We start from the raw sequence: 16,654 nt of genomic DNA, 5'->3' as shown, positions 1-16,654 counted from the left end.
GTCTGTTATGAAATAACCCCTGTCTGTTATCACCCAAACAGGAACGAACTATTGCTGTGAATAAGTAGTAAAAGACCCGCTATTTCTTTCCCTAAGTAAAACTCCCTTACGGCCTGTTATATTTTGTGACGGCCCTCAATATTTATAGAAGAGGAAATTATTTTTTCCCAGGTTTTCCATCATGCGGCCCAAAAAACTGTGGGGGATGGTCTACCCAGCGATCTTCCCGCGTGGCGGCATACACCGGGTTGAGGGGATAGTAGATGCGATTGTGCTTCTTGTTGGCCTCGCCTACGACCAGCAACCGCACCTCTTCCTCAGTGTTATTAATAAAGGTGTGGCAGATACCGGTTCCGGCAGGAAACCCCACGCTGTCACCCGGTTCAAGCTTCCATAAATAGCCATTAATCCACGCCTCTGGATAACCTTCGAGCACATAAATAAACTCTTCTTCATCGCTTTCCGCATGCGGATAGGACGTCCTGCGCCCGGGCGGTAAACGCTCATGATGGATACCAATGCGCCCGAGCCCAAGCTTGCGCGCCAACGGGGCGCCGATAGAAAAAAGCTCATCGCTATCTGGATAGGTCGAATCATCCGCGCCTTCCACGTCGCGCCAGTGCCGAATACAGTCAGGTCTTTTCATTAAGCATCTCCCGGTTTGCGATGGGTCAGGTATAGCACAGACTGGCGGATCTCGGCGTTTTTAGCAGAACATGATAAAGTGGGGGTTTTCCGTCCTATAACATCCGGGGTGCTAAATGGATAAGTCCACAAAAGAGCTGTTAGCGCAGGCCGAAAAGCTGTGTGCGCAACGCAATGTGCGCCTGACTCCGCAGCGCCTTGAAGTCTTACGTCTGATGAGCCTGCAGCAGGGTGCTATCAGCGCCTACGATCTGCTCGACCTGCTCCGCGAAAGCGAGCCGCAGGCGAAACCACCGACCGTCTATCGCGCACTGGATTTCCTGCTGGAACAAGGATTCGTGCATAAAGTTGAGTCCACAAACAGCTATGTATTGTGCCATCTGTTCGATCAGCCCACCCACACGTCGGCGATGTTTATCTGTGACCGTTGCGGCGTGGTGAAAGAAGAGGCTGCGGAAGGCGTGGAAGATATTATGCATACGCTGGCGGCGAAAATGGGTTTTGCCCTGCGTCATAACGTGATTGAGGCGCACGGGCTCTGTTCCGCGTGTGTGGAAGTGGAAGCCTGCCGTCATCAGGACGCCTGTCAGCACGACCACTCTATTCTGGTGAAGAAAAAGCCGCGTTAACGGCAAAAGAAAAGGCGGCATGGAGCCGCCCTGTGGGTTATTCAGCGTTACCAGCGGTAGTCGTTACGGGTTTCCCAGTCTTTGACTTCGTTTTCCGCCTGATCTTTCGCGTAGCCGTAACGTTCCTGAATTTTACCGACAAGCTGATCGCGTTTACCTTCAATGACGGTCATATCGTCATCGGTCAGCTTGCCCCACTTTTCTTTCGCTTTACCTTTGAACTGCTTCCAGTTGCCGCCGATTTCGTCTTTATTCATCATCGTGTCCTCTTAGTTAAGCGTCGGGTCGTAACGTCCGTTACGTTCTTTTCTGCTGGACGTGATAATTATTGTAGTTAAGGATTCGGCGGTTGATTTCATATTCGGAATCTTTAACCGTCACGATATATCGTGACGTGAAGAGAACCAGGTATCGTTTTGCCAGTGGCGGTGCCAGATAAACGCCAGCGACAACCCCCGCAGCAAGAGGAAGACGGCCAGGGCAAGCCACAAACCGTGATTACCCAGCCAGGGGAGCGTCAGCAGCGTCAGGCCAAACCCGGCCGCCGCGACAGCCATGCTGTTGCGCATTTCCGCTCCGCGCGTCGCACCAATAAACATGCCGTCCAGCAGATAACACCAGACGCCGACCACCGGTAAGATGACTTGCCAGATGAGATAGTGGCTCGCCAGCTCGCGCAGCGCAGGAAGAGACGTAAGCAATGCAACGATCTGCTCACCAAAGCACGCGTAAACCAGGCCAAACGCCAGCGCCACCAGCCCAGACTGACGGCAGGCTGCCCGCCAGACGTCCCAAAGCTGCCCGCTTTCGCGCGCGCCGTACGCCTGTCCGGAATGCGCTTCAACCGCATAGGCAAAACCGTCCAGCGCGTAGGCGGTAAAGGTCAGAAGCGTCATCAATACCGCATTGACCGCAACGATTTCTGGCCCCAGTCGAGCCCCGAAAACCGTCAGCGCGCCGAAGCAGAGCTGAAGCAGCAGCGAGCGCAGCATGATGTCACGATTGAGCGCCAGCAGCTTACGGATATTGCCGCGCCATGCGGTTTTGAGCAGCGCAAGGGAGATCCCGCGCATCGCCAGCACGCGCCAGACCATCCACAGACCAATGATAAAGGTTCCGTATTCGGCAATTGCCGTCGCCAGCGCCGCGCCCCGCACGTTCATATGCAGGCCCATTACCAGCCAGACATCCAGCACAATGTTGAGAAGGTTGCCTACCACCAGCAAAATCACTGGTGCACGGGCGTACTGCACGCCCAGTAGCCACCCGAGCAGAACCAGGTTAGCCAGCGAGGCGGGTGCGCTGAGCCAGCGGATTTCAAGGAAACGTCGCGCCTGCTCTAATACCGCCTCGCTGCCGCCAACAACATGGAGCGCAAGGTCGATCAGGGGCGTACGTAATAAAACGATTAACGCCCCCGCGCCAAGCGCGAGGATAAGCGGCTGCACCAGCGCGCGCGCCAGACGCAGCGGATCTTTCGCACCATAAGCCTGTGCGGTAAGGCCGGTGGTACTCATGCGCAAAAAGAGCAGCAGCATAAACAGGAAGCTGGTTGCCGTCGCGCCAATCGCCACGCCGCCAAGATAAACAGGCGAATCAAGATGACCAATAACGGCAGTATCGACCAGACCCAGCAAGGGAACCGTAATATTGGAGAAGATCATCGGCAGAGCAAGACGCCACAATGCCTTATCGGATGCCGTCAGCAGTGACATGAAAGATACCGGGAGTGGGGAATGAATCAGGCTACAGCGGTGCCATAGCCTGTCAGGAAGAGGTTACAGCCATTCACCGTTGCGGATCACCCCAACCGCCAGCCCTTCGATAGAGAAGTTCTGTTCGCGGAGATCGACCACAATGGGTGAAAACTCGCTGTTTTCAGGCAGCAACTGTACGCTGTTACCCTGTTTTTTCAGACGCTTAACGGTCACTTCGTCATCAATGCGCGCCACAACCACCTGGCCATTACGCACATCCTGCGTTTTGTGTACCGCAAGCAGATCGCCGTCAAGAATGCCGATGTCTTTCATCGACATACCGCTAACGCGCAGCAGGAAATCAGCGCTCGGTTTGAACATGCCAGGATCGACCTGGTAATGGCCTTCAATATGCTGCTGAGCCAGTAAAGGCTCACCGGCAGCAACACGGCCTATCAGCGGAATGCCCGTCTCTTCTTCCACCAGCAGGCGGATACCGCGTGACGCACCTGAAACAATCTCAATCACGCCTTTACGCGCCAGCGCTTTCAGGTGTTCTTCAGCAGCATTCGGAGAACGGAAGCCCAGACGCTGCGCGATTTCCGCACGCGTAGGTGGCATACCCGTCTGGCCGATATGATCCCGGATGAGATCAAACACCTCTTGTTGCCTGGTCGTTAACGCTTTCATTCCGCCCCCTGGGTGTATATACAGTTATGCTGTGAGTATATACAGTCAAAGGCGATTTTGGAACCAAAAACTGCACAAAAAACCAGGCACTTAATTATTCCTCGAGGCTCATCGGAAATGTGACCAAAGCAGCGTGACCCAGGTGATAACGGCAGTGATAATCGCCAGCAACACGGCAGCAGAGCCCATGTCTTTTGCGCGGCCAGAAAGCTCGTGGAAATCTGAACCAATGCGATCAACAACGGCTTCAATAGCGCTATTAAGAATTTCCACTATCATCACCAGAAGCACGGAACCGATAAGAAGTACGCGGGTAATAGCATCAACATCAAGGAAACAGGCGACGATCACCGCGATGATAGCGGCGACGCCCTCCTGGCGAAAAGCGGCTTCGTTGATCCACGCGGCACGGAAACCTTTCCATGAATAGCCGGCGGCTTTGATGATACGCGTTAACCCAGTGGTATTATTGGCCATTAAAAGAACCTTTTATTGGAAATAGCGTCAGTAACTATAGCTGTAGCGCGTTTCGCTACAGCCTGAAGTATGACGGGTAACAACAGAAATTTTGCGCGCTTTCTGTTATCCTTGCGCCGCAATTGCATTATTAACCAGAGGCTTTACATCGTTTATGTCCGGCTGGCCACGAATTTACTACAAATTACTTAATTTACCATTAAGCATCCTGGTAAAAAGCAAGTCTATCCCAGCAGAACCCGCGCTGGAGTTGGGGCTCGATACGTCACGTCCCATTATGTACGTTTTGCCTTATAACTCGAAGGCTGACTTACTGACGCTTCGCGCCCAGTGTCTGGCGCATGATTTACCCGACCCGCTTGAACCGCTGGAAGTTGACGGTACGTTGCTGCCGCGCTACGTGTTCATTCACGGTGGACCTCGCGTGTTTACCTATTACACGCCAAAAGAAGAGTCCATCAAGCTGTTCCACGACTATCTCGACCTGCACCGCAGCAATCCCGATCTGGATGTGCAGATGGTGCCGGTATCGGTGATGTTTGGTCGTCGTCCGGGCCGTGAAAAAGGTGAAGAGAACCCGCCGCTGCGCATGCTTAACGGCATCCAGAAGTTCTTCGCGGTCTCCTGGCTGGGACGCGACAGCTTTGTGCGTTTCTCTCCTTCCGTTTCGCTGCGTCGAATGGCGGACGAGCACGGTACCGATAAGATTATCGCGCAAAAACTGGCGCGCGTGGCGCGTATGCACTTCGCCCGTCAGCGCCTGGCTGCCGTAGGGCCGCGTCTCCCGGCACGTCAGGATCTGTTCAACAAGCTGTTGGCCTCCAAAGCGATTGCCCGCGCCGTTGAAGACGAAGCGCGCAGCAAGAAAATTTCGCATGAGAAAGCCCAGCAGAACGCCATTGCGCTGATGGAAGAGATTGCAGCGAACTTCTCTTACGAGATGATTCGCCTGTCCGATCGTATTCTCGGCTTTACCTGGAACCGCCTGTATCAGGGCATCAACGTTCATAACGCCGAGCGTGTACGCCAACTGGCGCATGATGGTCATGAGATTGTCTATGTTCCCTGCCACCGCAGCCACATGGACTACCTGCTTCTTTCCTACGTGCTCTATCACCAGGGGCTGGTACCGCCGCACATCGCTGCCGGCATCAACCTGAATTTCTGGCCAGCAGGTCCGATTTTCCGCCGCCTGGGCGCCTTCTTTATTCGTCGTACCTTCAAGGGCAACAAGCTCTACTCCACCGTGTTCCGCGAGTATCTGGGCGAGCTGTTTAGCCGCGGCTATTCCGTGGAGTACTTCGTGGAGGGCGGTCGTTCCCGTACCGGACGTCTGCTCGATCCGAAGACCGGCACGCTGTCGATGACCATCCAGGCGATGCTGCGCGGAGGAACCCGTCCCATCACGCTGGTGCCAATCTACATTGGCTATGAGCACGTGATGGAAGTGGGCACGTATGCTAAAGAGCTGCGCGGTGCGACCAAAGAAAAAGAGAGCCTGCCGCAGATGCTGCGCGGCCTGAGCAAGCTACGCAATCTCGGTCAGGGCTACGTGAACTTCGGTGAACCAATGCCGTTGATGACGTACCTGAACCATCACGTTCCCGAGTGGCGCGAATCCATCGATCCTATCGAAGCGATTCGCCCGGCCTGGCTGACGCCAACGGTCAACGGCATCGCGTCAGAGCTGATGGTGCGCATTAACAACGCCGGTGCGGCTAACGCCATGAACCTGTGCTGTACGGCGCTTCTGGCTTCGCGTCAGCGCTCGCTGACCCGTGAACAGCTCACGGAGCAGCTGGATTGCTATCTGGATATGATGCGCAACGTGCCGTATTCCGTTGATTCAACCGTGCCTTCTGCTACCGCCAGTGAGCTTATCGATCACGCGCTGCAGATGAACAAGTTTGAAGTCGAAAAGGACACGATCGGCGACATCATCATTCTGCCGCGCGAGCAGGCAGTCCTGATGACCTACTACCGCAACAACATCACCCATATGCTGATGCTGCCGTCGCTCATGGCCGCCATTATTACCCAGCATCGTCATATCTCCCGTCAGGAGCTATTGCGCCATCTTGAGACCATCTATCCGATGCTGAAAGCGGAGCTGTTCCTGCGCTGGAGTAAGGATGAGCTGGCGACAGAACTGGATAAGATGACGGAAGAGATGCGTCGCCAGGGGCTGATTACCCTGAACAACGACGAGCTGCACATCAATCCGTCACGCTCCCGCACCCTGCAGCTGCTGGCGGCCGGTGCGCGCGAAACGCTGCAGCGCTACGCCATTACGTTCTGGCTGCTGAGTGCGAACCCGTCTATCAACCGCGGTACGCTGGAGAAAGAGAGCCGGACGCTGGCACAGCGCCTGTCCGTTCTGCACGGCATTAACGCCCCTGAATTCTTCGACAAAGCGGTCTTCAGTTCTCTGGTCCTTACGCTGCGTGACGAAGGCTACATCAGCGATACGGGCGATGCCGAGCCGGAAGAGACGCTGAAGGTTTACCAGATGCTGGCTGAACTGATTACGTCGGATGTACGCTTGACGATTGAGAGCGCGACGCAGGGCGAGTAACACAATGCCGGGTTATTGCCCGGCCTGACGCCCTGGATAATAAAAAGGCCCGGTAAGCGCTTACGCTACCGGGCCTTATTTTTAGCCTTGTTAAATCACCGCATTTAGCTGAGCAGCGTAAAGGCAATCATCCCGACAATCGCACCCGTCGTGCCGAGGATGGTTTCCATCAGTGTCCAGGTTTTCAGGGTTTGCGCTTCGGTGGCACCGGTAAATTTACCGAACAGCCAGAAGCCCGCGTCGTTAACGTGAGAGACCACAATCGAACCGCCCGCGATACAGATAGACAGCGCTGCCATCTGCGCACCGGAGTAGTTCAGCTGTTCAATCACCGGCATCACCAGACCCACGGCGGTTAAACACGCCACGGTTGCGGAACCCTGGATGATACGCACCGCCGCAGCCAGCACGAAGCAGGTGACCGCAATCGGCAGGCCCATCCCGGTAAGCGCTTCGCCAAGAGCCGGGCCCACGCCGGAATCCACCAGAACCTGCTTGAACACGCCGCCGGCACCGATCACCAGCAGGATAATGCCCGCAGGCTGCAGCGCGGCACCGCAGATCTCCATCACCCGGTCTTTTGGCATCCCCTGACGCATCGCCAGGCCGTAAATCGCCACCAGACAGGCCACCAGGATCGCCGTGAACGGGTGACCGATGAACTCAAACCACTCGTAGGCGGTAGAACCGACCGGCACAAAGCGCGCTGCGATGGTTTTCAGGCCCACCAGCACCAGCGGCAGCAGGATCAGCGACAGGCTGAAGCCGAAGGACGGCATTTTGCCCTCGCCCAGGTGCGGCTCGGTGATGTCATCCGGAATATGCAGCTCAACGTAACGGCTGATGAAGTTGCCCCACAGCGGGCCGGCAATAATCATCCCCGGAATTGCCGCGCACAGGCCGATCAGGATCATCCAGCCAAAGTCAGCGTGCATCTGGGATGCGAGCAGCATCGGCGCAGGCCCCGGCAGCAGAAACGCTGCGGCCGCCGCCACGCCCGCAAACAGCGGAATAACCAGCTTAACGAGGTTAGTACCGGTATGGCGCGCCATGGAGAATGCGACGCTTATCAGCAGCACAACGGCCACTTCGAAGAACAGCGGCAGCGCGCAAATCAGACCGGCCAGACCAATCGCGTAGTGCGCGCGGCTGTGGCCAAAGGATTTCAGCATCTTGACAGCAATCTGGTCGACCGCGCCCGTCTCGTGCAAAATCTTGCCAAACATCGCGCCCAGCGCGACCACAATCGCCAGGAAGCCCAGCGTACCGCCCATCCCTTTTTCCATTGTCGCGGCGATCTTGTCGAGCGGCATACCGGAAAAGAGACCAGCACCAATAGAAACCACCATCAAAGCAACAAAGGCGTGCATACGCGCCTTCATCACTAAAAACAGCAGCAGCAATACAGAACCCACTGCCGTCAAAACTAGCGTTAATGTACTCAAAACTTACTGCCTTTTATTGATGACCTCGATGGTGCTGGCAACAACACCCTCCAGTGACTGATCGATATCAACCACTAAGACGTCTTTCTCGTCTTCACCCGGCTCCTGCAGCGCTTCGAACTGCGTTACCAGCATCTGGGTTTTGAAGAAGTGACCTTTACGCGCCTTCAGGCGGCTTTCAATCACCTCGAAATCCCCTTTCAGGTAGATGAAAGAGAGGTTCGGGTTGCCGTCGCGCAGCAGGTCGCGGTAGGTTTTTTTCAGCGCGGAACAGACGATCAGGGAAACTTTGTTGGTGCGCTGCATAGCGAACGCGGCATCGTTCAGCGCCTGCAACCACGGTTTACGGTCGTCATCGTTCAGCGGCTCGCCGGAGGCCATTTTCATGATGTTGCTGCGCGGATGGAGGAAGTCGCCATCAAGGAACGCAGCCTGGAGTTGATGCGCCACTTCGCTGGCTACGGCTGATTTCCCGCTACCGGAAACGCCCATCAGGACGTAGACGTGGTGATCGTGATTAGTCGTGCTCAAAGGGTGTCCCTCAGTCAATTGTTACGGGTAACAGTTATCGGTAACATTGTCCTGCCGGGGCAAAAGAGAAGCAATATCCAAACGTGCGCGAAGTGAATAAATGTGAGCTACTTCAAATTTGTCAGTTCAAATAGATCCACCCGGTGACAAGGTGAAACCTAAATCTAACATTTTCGGGGTCACCGTCTCGCCACGAATGCGCGCCAGCAGGCGTTCTGCGCCAATGCGGCCCATACGTTCACGCGGCGTCAGGACGCTCGCCAGACGTGGCTCCATCACCTGGCCAATATCGTGGCCGTGGAAACCGGCGATCGCCATATCATCAGGGATCTTCAGCCCCAGACGCTGGCATTCAAACGCCGCGCCGACCGCAAGGTCATCGTTGGTACAGAAAATACCGTCCAGTTGCGGATACTCGCGTCGCGCCTGACGCATCAGCTCAATACCCGACGTATAGGAAGAGGACTGCTCCACCATCACGCTGTACGGGGTTAAGTTCGCGTCGAGCATCGCCTGCTCGTATCCCTTCTGTTTGATGATAGTACGTTCATCAAGACGCGCACCCAGATAGGCGATATGACGATGACCACGGGCGATGATGGCCGCCGTCATCTGGCGCGCCGCTTCGAAGTTATCGAACCCAACGGCGATATCGAGGCACGGCGACTGGCTGTCCATCAGCTCCACCACCGGAATACCGGCCACTTCAATCATTTTGAGCGTGCGGGCAGTGTGGGTACGTTCGGTTAAAATCAGGCCGTCAATGTTCCAGGAAAGCATCGACTCAAGACGTTCCTCTTCGAGTTCCGGCTTGTACCCGTAGTGGGCGAGCATGGTCTGATAGCCAAAAGCATCGGTGACGCTTTCGATTCCACGTAATACTTCGGCGAAAACCTGGTTGGTCAGGGAAGGAAGCAGAACGCCCACCGCACGGCTGGTCGCATTGGAGAGAATATCGGGCGCGCGGTTGGGGATATAACCCAGTTCATCAAGGGCAGCGGCAATCTTGCCACGTAACGCCACGGAAACCTGTTCCGGGTTACGTAAAAAACGGCTGACCGTCATTTTGGTCACACCGACGCGATCGGCGACATCCTGAAGTACGGGGCGTTTCTTTTTCATCGTCCTGAGAAATCTTGAAGTGAGAGATTTGCTCAGTTTATCACGTACAAAGCTCAACCTTCCCCGTTTAAAGGGAAGGTTGAGTAATTATTTATACCGGCGGCAGGTCAAACAGCAGGATTTCACTTTCGCTGTCGGCATGCACGGAGAGCGCCTGCTCATCCCAGATGGCCAGACCATCGGCGGTGGTTGCTTTGGTGCCGTTGATGGACACTTCACCTTTCACCACCTGGATCCAGACGCGGCGGTTGGCGGCAATCTGATGAACAGACTGTTCGTCTTTCGCCAGCGCCCAGCGGTACAGCTCCATATCCTGATGCACTTTCAGGGAACCTTCACGCGCATCCGGGGAGAGCACCAGCTGTTTGCCCTGTTTCGCGTCGAAGCGGCGCTGCTCGTAGCGCGGCGTGATGCCGGTCTCTTCTGGAATGATCCAGATTTGATACAGGTGCAGTTTTTCCGTTTTGCTCGGGTTGTACTCGGAGTGACGCACCCCGGTACCCGCGCTCATAATCTGGAACTCGCCCGCCGGAACCTGCTCTTTGTTACCCATGCTGTCCTGGTGCTCAACCGCGCCTTCCAGCACATAGGTCAGGATTTCCATGTCTTTGTGCGGGTGGGTACCGAAGCCCTGGCCTGCATCAATCACGTCGTCGTTAATCACGCGCAGTGCGGAGAAGCCCATGAAGTTCGGGTCGTAGTAGTCGGCAAACGAGAATGAATGCCATGAGTCCAGCCAGCCATGATTCGCGTGACCACGTTCGTTTGCTTTGCGTAAGTAGATCATTGTTTCACCCTCAGTTCGTTTCGATGGAGTAAGTGTGGACGCAAACCGCCTGGGATCATAGAGGGTGAAAATTGACTCCTCTGTTCAAAAATTGTGAACAAGCGCAGAGGAGCCTTTTTTGCTTATTTCGCGAGGGTTATCGTGGCAGGAGAAGCCTGCTCGAAGGCCCGCTCAAGGATTTCGAGGTTGGTCAGAACGTCAGATTCCTTGACGTAATTCGGCGCGCCGGTTGTGAGGGTCTCAAACAGCGCATCGTAGACGCGGCCATAGTCGCCAATTTCCGGTTTCAGCTCTTCCCTGACCGTGACGCCCTCATCGTTCACATACTCCAGCACACCCACGGAATCATCCGCCGCAAAGCCCGGTTCACCGGGCATAATGTTGGCCTTCAGGCTGGTCTCCTGCTGGTCAATACCGTATTTGATAAACGAGCCTCGGGTGCCGTGAACGATAAATTTCGGATAGTCGATTTTTACCAGATGGCTGGTTTTGACGATGGCCTTCATGTCGCCGTAGAACAGCTGCGCTTCAAAAGTATCGTCCGGGTTGGCTTTGTTACGCAGGCTGCGGATGTCATACGCCACGTGGTCCGGGCGGCCAAACAGGGAGATGATCTGGTCCATGGTATGCACACCCAGACCATAGAACGAACCGTCCTGCGGCAGTCCGGGTTGCGTTTCCGCCACCGGACGGTAGTAATCGAAATGACTTTCGATTTCCACGATATCGCCGAGATTGCCGCTTTCAATCGCTTTTTTCGCCGTCAGGAAGCAGCTGTCAAAGCGACGGTTCTGATACGGCGTAACGGTCAGGCCTTTGCTTTTCGCCAGCGCGAACAGCTCTTTTGCTTCGGCGATAGTCGGGGTGAACGGTTTTTCTACCAGCACGTTTTTGCCCGCTGCGAGCGCGCGTTTGGCATAGTCAAAATGGCTGTCGGCGTGGGTGCAGACAACCACCAGCTTCACCTGCGGGTCGTTAAGCACCTCATCGAGATCGCTGGTGAAATGGATATGAGAATACTGCGGAGATTGCTCTTCCGGCTTCGCGCGGCGGCGATAGATATGGGCCACATGCCAGCTGTCTTTGCGGTTGAGAACATACGGCAGGTGGTAGCGGGTCGTACTTTTACCAAATCCAATAAATGCGCAATGTAGTGTCATAGCTCAGTCCTTTTGGAAGGTTACTGAGTCTAACCATAACAAAAAAAAAGCCAGCTAAAAGCTGGCTAAAGTAATACTGGAAGCAATGTGAGCAATGTCGTGCTTTCAGGTTCCCGTAGGGGTCTTCCTGAATGCAGAGCAATAATAATCATTCTCATTCGCACTTGTCCAATACTTTTTGCAAAAAATAGCGGTTGACTCAAATTTTAAAGTCATTGATGTTGGAAGGGACGTTTAACTGACTGAGGAACAAGGAATGAGTGAGATAGTGATACGCCATGCGGAACCGAAAGATTATGACGCCATTCGTCAGATCCACGCCCAGCCGGAGGTGTACCACAACACGCTACAGGTTCCTCACCCCTCTGAACACATGTGGCAAGAACGGCTATCCGACCAGCCCGGCATCAAGCAGCTCGTCGCCTGCATAGATGGTCATGTCGTCGGACATCTGTGCATCGCCATCGCGCAACGCCCACGCCGCAGCCATGTGGCTGATTTTGGGATTTGCGTAGGCGCACAGTGGCAAAACCGGGGCGTAGCCAGCGCGCTGATGCGCACCATGATTGATATGTGCGACAACTGGCTGCGCGTTGACCGCATTGAGCTGACGGTGTTTGTCGATAACGAGCCGGCGATTACGGTGTACAAAAAATACGGGTTCGAAATTGAAGGCACCGGCAAGCGCTATGCCCTGCGCAACGGCGAGTATGTGGACGCGTACTACATGGCGAGAATGAAGTGACACACTCCCCTCACCCCGGCCCTCTCCCCATAGGAGCGAGGGAGAAAAGACCGCACCGTGCAATCCCCTCTCCCCTATGGGGAGAGGGTTAGGGTGAGGGGAATAATTAATACCCCGCCGTCAAATCATCCACCGAACGCGGATCTGACGCGCCAAACAGCGCCCCGTCTGGCCCGACCATAATGCTCTGCGTACTGCCCATCGCCTCTTTCACCGCCACCTTCTGCCCACGCTGCTCAAGCAGCTTGATGGTGTCCGGGCTAAAGCCCTTCTCGACGCGCAGCTCGTCCGGCAGCCACTGATGGTGGAAACGCGGGGCGTTGGTGGCTTCAGCGACGTTCATCCCAAAATCGATGCTGTTCACCACCATCTGCAATACGGTGGTGATAATCCGGCTGCCGCCGGGGCTACCGGTTACCAGCCAGGTTTTCCCGTCTTTCACCACGATGGTAGGCGACATGGACGACAGCGGACGTTTCTTCGGCCCTACCGCATTCGCATCGCCGCCAACCAGCCCGTAGACGTTCGGCACGCCCGGCTTGGCGGAGAAGTCATCCATCTCGTTATTCAGCAGAATGCCGCTGTTGCCCGCCACAATCCCGGTGCCAAAGGTCGTGTTGAGCGTATAGGTCACCGCCACCGCGTTACCGTCTTTATCTACCACCGAGAAGTGGGTGGTCTGGTTGCTTTCATACGGCGCCAGCTTGCCGGGACGGATCTCGCTCGACGGCTTAGCCTTGTTGATATCGATCTGATCGGCAATAGATTTGGCATAGGCTTTGTTAGTCAGCGCCTGCCACGGTACCTTCACGAAGTCCGGATCGCCGAGATATTCCGAGCGGTCCGCGTAGGCGCGTTTTTCCGCTTCCGCCATCACCTGCATGGCATCCGCGCTGCCGAAGCCGAACTTGTGCATATCGAAGTTTTCAAGAATGTTGAGGATCTGCACGATGTGAATGCCCCCGGAAGACGGCGGCGGCATGGAGAAGACCTCGTAACCGCGATAGGTGCCGCTAATCGGCTCGCGCTCCACCGCCTTGTAGTCAGCCAGATCCGCTTTGGTGATGAGCCCCCCGTTCTTTTGCATCTCTTCTGCAATCTGGTCGGCAATCGCCCCTTTGTAGAAGGCGTCCGGACCGTGCTCCGCAATCAGCTCCAGGCTTTTAGCGAGGTTCTTCTGCACCAGCTTATCGCCCTTCTTCAGCGGTTCACCGTCTTTCCAGAAGATAGCCTTGCTGTTTTCGTGATTCGGAATGACTTCGCTACCGTAGGTTTTGAGGTCGTCTGCCAGCGCGTCATTCACCACAAAGCCCTCCCGCGCCAGCTTGATAGCAGGCTGTACCACCTTGTTCAGCGGCATCGTGCCGTATTTCTCCAGCGCCAGCGAGAAGCCCGCAACGGTGCCCGGCGTGCCGGACGCGAGATGCGAGGTCAGAGATTTTTTACTGTCCGGGTTCCCCTGGTCGTCGAGGAACATGTCCCGTGACGCCTGAGCAGGCGCCATTTCACGGAAGTCGATGGCGGTGGTTTTCCCGTCTTTGGTGCGCAGCATCATAAAGCCGCCGCCGCCCAGGTTCCCCGCCTGCGGGTGCGTCACCGCCAGCGCGTAGCCGACGGCGACCGCGGCATCCACCGCGTTACCGCCCTGCCTGAGAATATCGACGCCCACGCGGGTCGCCAGCGCATCCACGGATGCCACCATGCCGTGGGTTGCCCGCACGGGATGAAAAACATCTTCCTCCACGCCGTAAGAGACCGGAGGCGCCGCGGGCGGGTTGGCCGCCACGCTAAATGTACCGCCTGCCATCAGCGCGACGAGGGCGACCCAGCGCAAAAACGTTGGTTTCATGATTATTGTTCTCCAGGTGAAGGGATCCATATTCCCCGCTTAAGCCTGGTTCACAACTCCTAAAAAATCATCGTCATGGTGAAATCAGGGTAAACTTAAGAGAGACCTCAAAAGGAGGAAATGACAATGAAACGCTTGATGATTCTTACGGCGCTGATCCCGTTTGCCGCGCTCGCACAGCCACTCAACACCATGAACAACCCGAACCAGCAGGGTTATGTCATCCCGAGCCAGCAGCGTATGCAGACCGAGATGATGAGCCAGCAACAGCAGCAGAAAGGGATGCTTAATCAGCAGCTTAAAACGCAGACCCAGATGCAGCAGCAAAGCCTGCAAAATCAGATGAACGCCAACACCCAGCGCGTACAGCAGGGTCAGGTGCGCGAGCAGCCGCTACCGAATAAAAACGGCGGAATGTTAGGTGGAATGACGTCGTCAGGCAGCGGACAGCAGCATATGCTGCCGCCGCAGTCGAATGGCACTATGCTTAATCCGCAGAATTAAAGTCCGGGCCGATCAGGTCAATCGCATCGGTACAGATGCTGTCCACGCCCCAGCGCAGCAGTTCGGCCGCACGCTGGGGTTTATTAACTGTGTAGACCAGAATATGCAGACCCGCGTCTTTCAGCATCTTCACCCGCGCCTCATCCAGCAGCCTGTGATTGAGATGGATAGAGACACACGCCAGGCGCGTCGTTAGCTCGTGCCAGTCCTCGCGCCACTCGTCAAGCAGAAGCCCGCGCGGCAGTTCCGGCACGGCCGCCTGCGCAGCCTCCAGCGCATCGATTTCAAATGATGACAGCAGCGGCGCGGTCATCCCTTCCCACAGCTCGCGTGCGGCCAGGGCAATGACTTTGCCGGTCAGCGGCCCGGTGCCGGTGGTCGGTTTGATTTCGATATTGGCCATCATGCCGTGCTGGCGACAGCGATCGGCCACTTCCGCCAGCAGCGGCAGCGGTTCGCCTTTGAATTCGCCGCTGTACCAGCTTCCGGCGTCTACCTTCAGCAGATCGCGCCACGGCAGCTCGCCCGCCACGCCCCAGCCGTTGCTGGTGCGTTCGAGATTATCGTCATGCAGCAGGAAAATTTCGCCGTCTTTCGACAGCTTGGCGTCGAACTCGATCATCGTGTGACCGTAGCGCGCGCCAACGTCAATCGCCGCCAGCGTGTTTTCCGGCGCCAGCTTACCGCCGCCCCGGTGGGCGACGACGTGGGGATAAGGCCAGTTGCTCATACTCGTTGTCCTGTTTCACCGTCAAACAGGTGCAGATGGTTTTCCGGCAGGTGCAGCCACAGCGTGCTGCCTGCTTGCGGGCGCTCCTGATGCGCCAGGCGCACCACCATTTTTTGCTCGCCCCAGCGCCCGTGCGCCAGGTTATCTGCACCCAACATCTCCAGCGTGTCCATCACCAGCGGCACGCCGCCTTCCGCCTGAGAGGTTAAACCGATATGTTCCGGGCGGATACCGAGCGTCATCTTACGCCCGGCGTAGCCACGATAGTACCAGTTGATTGGCAATGCCATCCCGCTTTCCAGCTCAAAGTGCGAGCCCGCGCTGCTGATGCGCCCTTCAAGCAGGTTCATCGCCGGGCTGCCGATAAAGCTCGCCACAAAGCGGGTGGCCGGTTTCTCATAGACCTCCACCGGGGTACCAATCTGCTCGGCCACGCCTTTGTTCATCACCATCACGCGCTGGGCGAGGGTCATGGCTTCGACCTGATCGTGGGTAACGTACAGTGACGTGGTTTTCAGACGGCGGTGCAGTTGCTGCAGCTCGAGCCGCATCTGCACGCGCAGCTTGGCGTCGAGGTTAGAAAGCGGCTCGTCGAAAAGGAATACTGCCGGATCGCGCACGATGGCGCGCCCCATCGCCACGCGCTGGCGCTGGCCGCCGGAAAGCTCGCGCGGGCGGCGCTTCAGCAGGCCGTCCAGCTCCAGAATGCGGGCGGCTTCTTTCACGCGCTCCTCGATATGGCCTTTGCCCATGCCGCGGATTTTCAGCCCCCAGGCCATGTTCTCCTCCACGCTCATGTGCGGATAGAGAGCGTAGTTCTGGAAGACCATCGCGATGCCCCTGTCTTTCGGCTCCATCTCGGTGACGCGCTGGCGATCAATCCAGATATCCCCGGAGGTCACGCGCTCCAGCCCCGCCACCATGCGCAGCAGGGTGGATTTGCCACAGCCGGACGGGCCAACCATCACGATAAACTCCCCGTCCGCCACGTCGAGCGTGAGCGGCTGGATAACCTGGGTTTTGCCGTCCCAGCTTTTGGTTACTGCCTGAAGTTTTAAACCTGCCATC

17 protein-coding genes are annotated in these 16,654 nt (G+C 56.3%); 4 read left to right on the top strand and 13 right to left on the bottom strand.

Annotated features, from left to right (window positions below):
- Positions 1-157 precede the first annotated feature (157 nt).
- Positions 158-646, bottom strand: coding sequence for a cupin domain-containing protein (locus tag V1587_RS04255; protein ID WP_371899554.1), 489 nt, complete (start codon positions 644-646; stop codon positions 158-160).
- Between the two features lie 115 nt (positions 647-761).
- Here V1587_RS04255 and zur point away from each other — a divergent pair, with 115 nt between their 5' ends.
- Positions 762-1,274, top strand: a complete 513-nt coding sequence (zur, locus tag V1587_RS04250; protein ID WP_008503369.1) for a zinc uptake transcriptional repressor Zur — start codon at positions 762-764, stop codon at positions 1,272-1,274.
- A gap of 47 nt (positions 1,275-1,321) precedes the next feature.
- On the opposite strand, the gene V1587_RS04245 is transcribed toward zur, so the two are convergent.
- The 4 genes from V1587_RS04245 to V1587_RS04230 all read right to left on the bottom strand — a co-directional run bounded on the left by V1587_RS04245 (position 1,322) and on the right by V1587_RS04230 (position 4,138).
- Positions 1,322-1,531, bottom strand: coding sequence for a CsbD family protein (locus V1587_RS04245; protein ID WP_024906712.1), 210 nt, complete (start codon positions 1,529-1,531; stop codon positions 1,322-1,324).
- 120 nt (positions 1,532-1,651) lie between these two features.
- Positions 1,652-2,989 carry an MATE family efflux transporter DinF gene (dinF, locus tag V1587_RS04240; protein WP_371899555.1) on the bottom strand — a complete coding sequence of 446 codons (1,338 nt, stop codon included), beginning with the start codon at positions 2,987-2,989 and terminating at the stop codon, positions 1,652-1,654.
- Between the two features lie 63 nt (positions 2,990-3,052).
- Positions 3,053-3,661, bottom strand: coding sequence for a transcriptional repressor LexA (gene lexA, locus V1587_RS04235; RefSeq protein ID WP_045909165.1), 609 nt, complete (start codon positions 3,659-3,661; stop codon positions 3,053-3,055).
- Between the two features lie 108 nt (positions 3,662-3,769).
- Positions 3,770-4,138, bottom strand: a complete 369-nt coding sequence (locus tag V1587_RS04230) for a diacylglycerol kinase (RefSeq protein ID WP_047653110.1) — start codon at positions 4,136-4,138, stop codon at positions 3,770-3,772.
- 154 nt (positions 4,139-4,292) lie between these two features.
- On the opposite strand from V1587_RS04230, the gene plsB reads away from it, so the two are divergent.
- On the top strand, positions 4,293-6,713 hold the full coding sequence (gene plsB / locus V1587_RS04225) for a glycerol-3-phosphate 1-O-acyltransferase PlsB (RefSeq protein ID WP_371899556.1): 2,421 nt from the start codon (positions 4,293-4,295) through the stop codon (positions 6,711-6,713).
- Positions 6,714-6,817: 104 nt separating this feature from the next.
- Here plsB and gntU read toward each other — a convergent pair whose 3' ends face one another.
- From gntU to V1587_RS04200, 5 genes are all read right to left on the bottom strand, one after another.
- Entirely contained in the window at positions 6,818-8,158 is a 1,341-nt protein-coding gene (gene gntU / locus V1587_RS04220) for a gluconate transporter (RefSeq protein WP_014833577.1), read from the bottom strand.
- Positions 8,159-8,161: 3 nt separating this feature from the next.
- Positions 8,162-8,689 carry a gluconokinase gene (gene gntK, locus V1587_RS04215; RefSeq protein ID WP_008503362.1) on the bottom strand — a complete coding sequence of 176 codons (528 nt, stop codon included), beginning with the start codon at positions 8,687-8,689 and terminating at the stop codon, positions 8,162-8,164.
- 126 nt (positions 8,690-8,815) lie between these two features.
- Positions 8,816-9,811: a gluconate operon transcriptional repressor GntR gene (gene gntR / locus V1587_RS04210; protein WP_021242747.1), complete on the bottom strand. Its 996-nt coding sequence runs from the start codon at positions 9,809-9,811 to the stop codon at positions 8,816-8,818.
- Between the two features lie 91 nt (positions 9,812-9,902).
- Entirely contained in the window at positions 9,903-10,598 is a 696-nt protein-coding gene (locus V1587_RS04205; RefSeq protein ID WP_000639796.1) for a pirin family protein, read from the bottom strand.
- Between the two features lie 122 nt (positions 10,599-10,720).
- Complete coding sequence (locus tag V1587_RS04200; RefSeq protein WP_371899557.1) at positions 10,721-11,758, bottom strand: oxidoreductase; 1,038 nt, start codon at positions 11,756-11,758, stop codon at positions 10,721-10,723.
- Between the two features lie 256 nt (positions 11,759-12,014).
- Here V1587_RS04200 and yhhY point away from each other — a divergent pair, with 256 nt between their 5' ends.
- On the top strand, positions 12,015-12,503 hold the full coding sequence (yhhY, locus tag V1587_RS04195; protein ID WP_371899558.1) for an N-acetyltransferase: 489 nt from the start codon (positions 12,015-12,017) through the stop codon (positions 12,501-12,503).
- A 106-nt stretch (positions 12,504-12,609) separates the two neighbouring features.
- On the opposite strand, the gene ggt is transcribed toward yhhY, so the two are convergent.
- A complete protein-coding gene (ggt, locus tag V1587_RS04190; protein ID WP_371899559.1) occupies positions 12,610-14,352 on the bottom strand; it encodes a gamma-glutamyltransferase in 1,743 nt (580 codons plus the stop codon).
- A gap of 126 nt (positions 14,353-14,478) precedes the next feature.
- On the opposite strand from ggt, the gene V1587_RS04185 reads away from it, so the two are divergent.
- On the top strand, positions 14,479-14,856 hold the full coding sequence (locus V1587_RS04185) for a DUF2756 family protein (protein ID WP_371899560.1): 378 nt from the start codon (positions 14,479-14,481) through the stop codon (positions 14,854-14,856).
- Here V1587_RS04185 and ugpQ read toward each other — a convergent pair.
- Together ugpQ and V1587_RS04175 are read right to left on the bottom strand one after the other, a co-directional pair.
- Positions 14,840-15,586, bottom strand: coding sequence for a glycerophosphodiester phosphodiesterase (ugpQ, locus tag V1587_RS04180; RefSeq protein WP_371899561.1), 747 nt, complete (start codon positions 15,584-15,586; stop codon positions 14,840-14,842). The two genes, V1587_RS04185 and ugpQ, sit on opposite strands and share 17 nt — an antisense overlap.
- Entirely contained in the window at positions 15,583-16,653 is a 1,071-nt protein-coding gene (locus V1587_RS04175; RefSeq protein ID WP_371899562.1) for a sn-glycerol-3-phosphate import ATP-binding protein UgpC, read from the bottom strand. The genes ugpQ and V1587_RS04175 overlap by 4 nt, the downstream gene beginning before the upstream one ends.
- Between the last annotated feature and the right edge of the window lies 1 nt (position 16,654).

Source organism: Enterobacter sp. ECC-249 (assembly GCF_043965265.1).
In the GTDB taxonomy this organism is placed as follows: domain Bacteria; phylum Pseudomonadota; class Gammaproteobacteria; order Enterobacterales; family Enterobacteriaceae; genus Enterobacter; species Enterobacter quasiroggenkampii.
The sequence above is the reverse complement of the archived record's forward strand: the minus strand, read 5'-3'. Positions and strand labels throughout refer to the sequence as shown.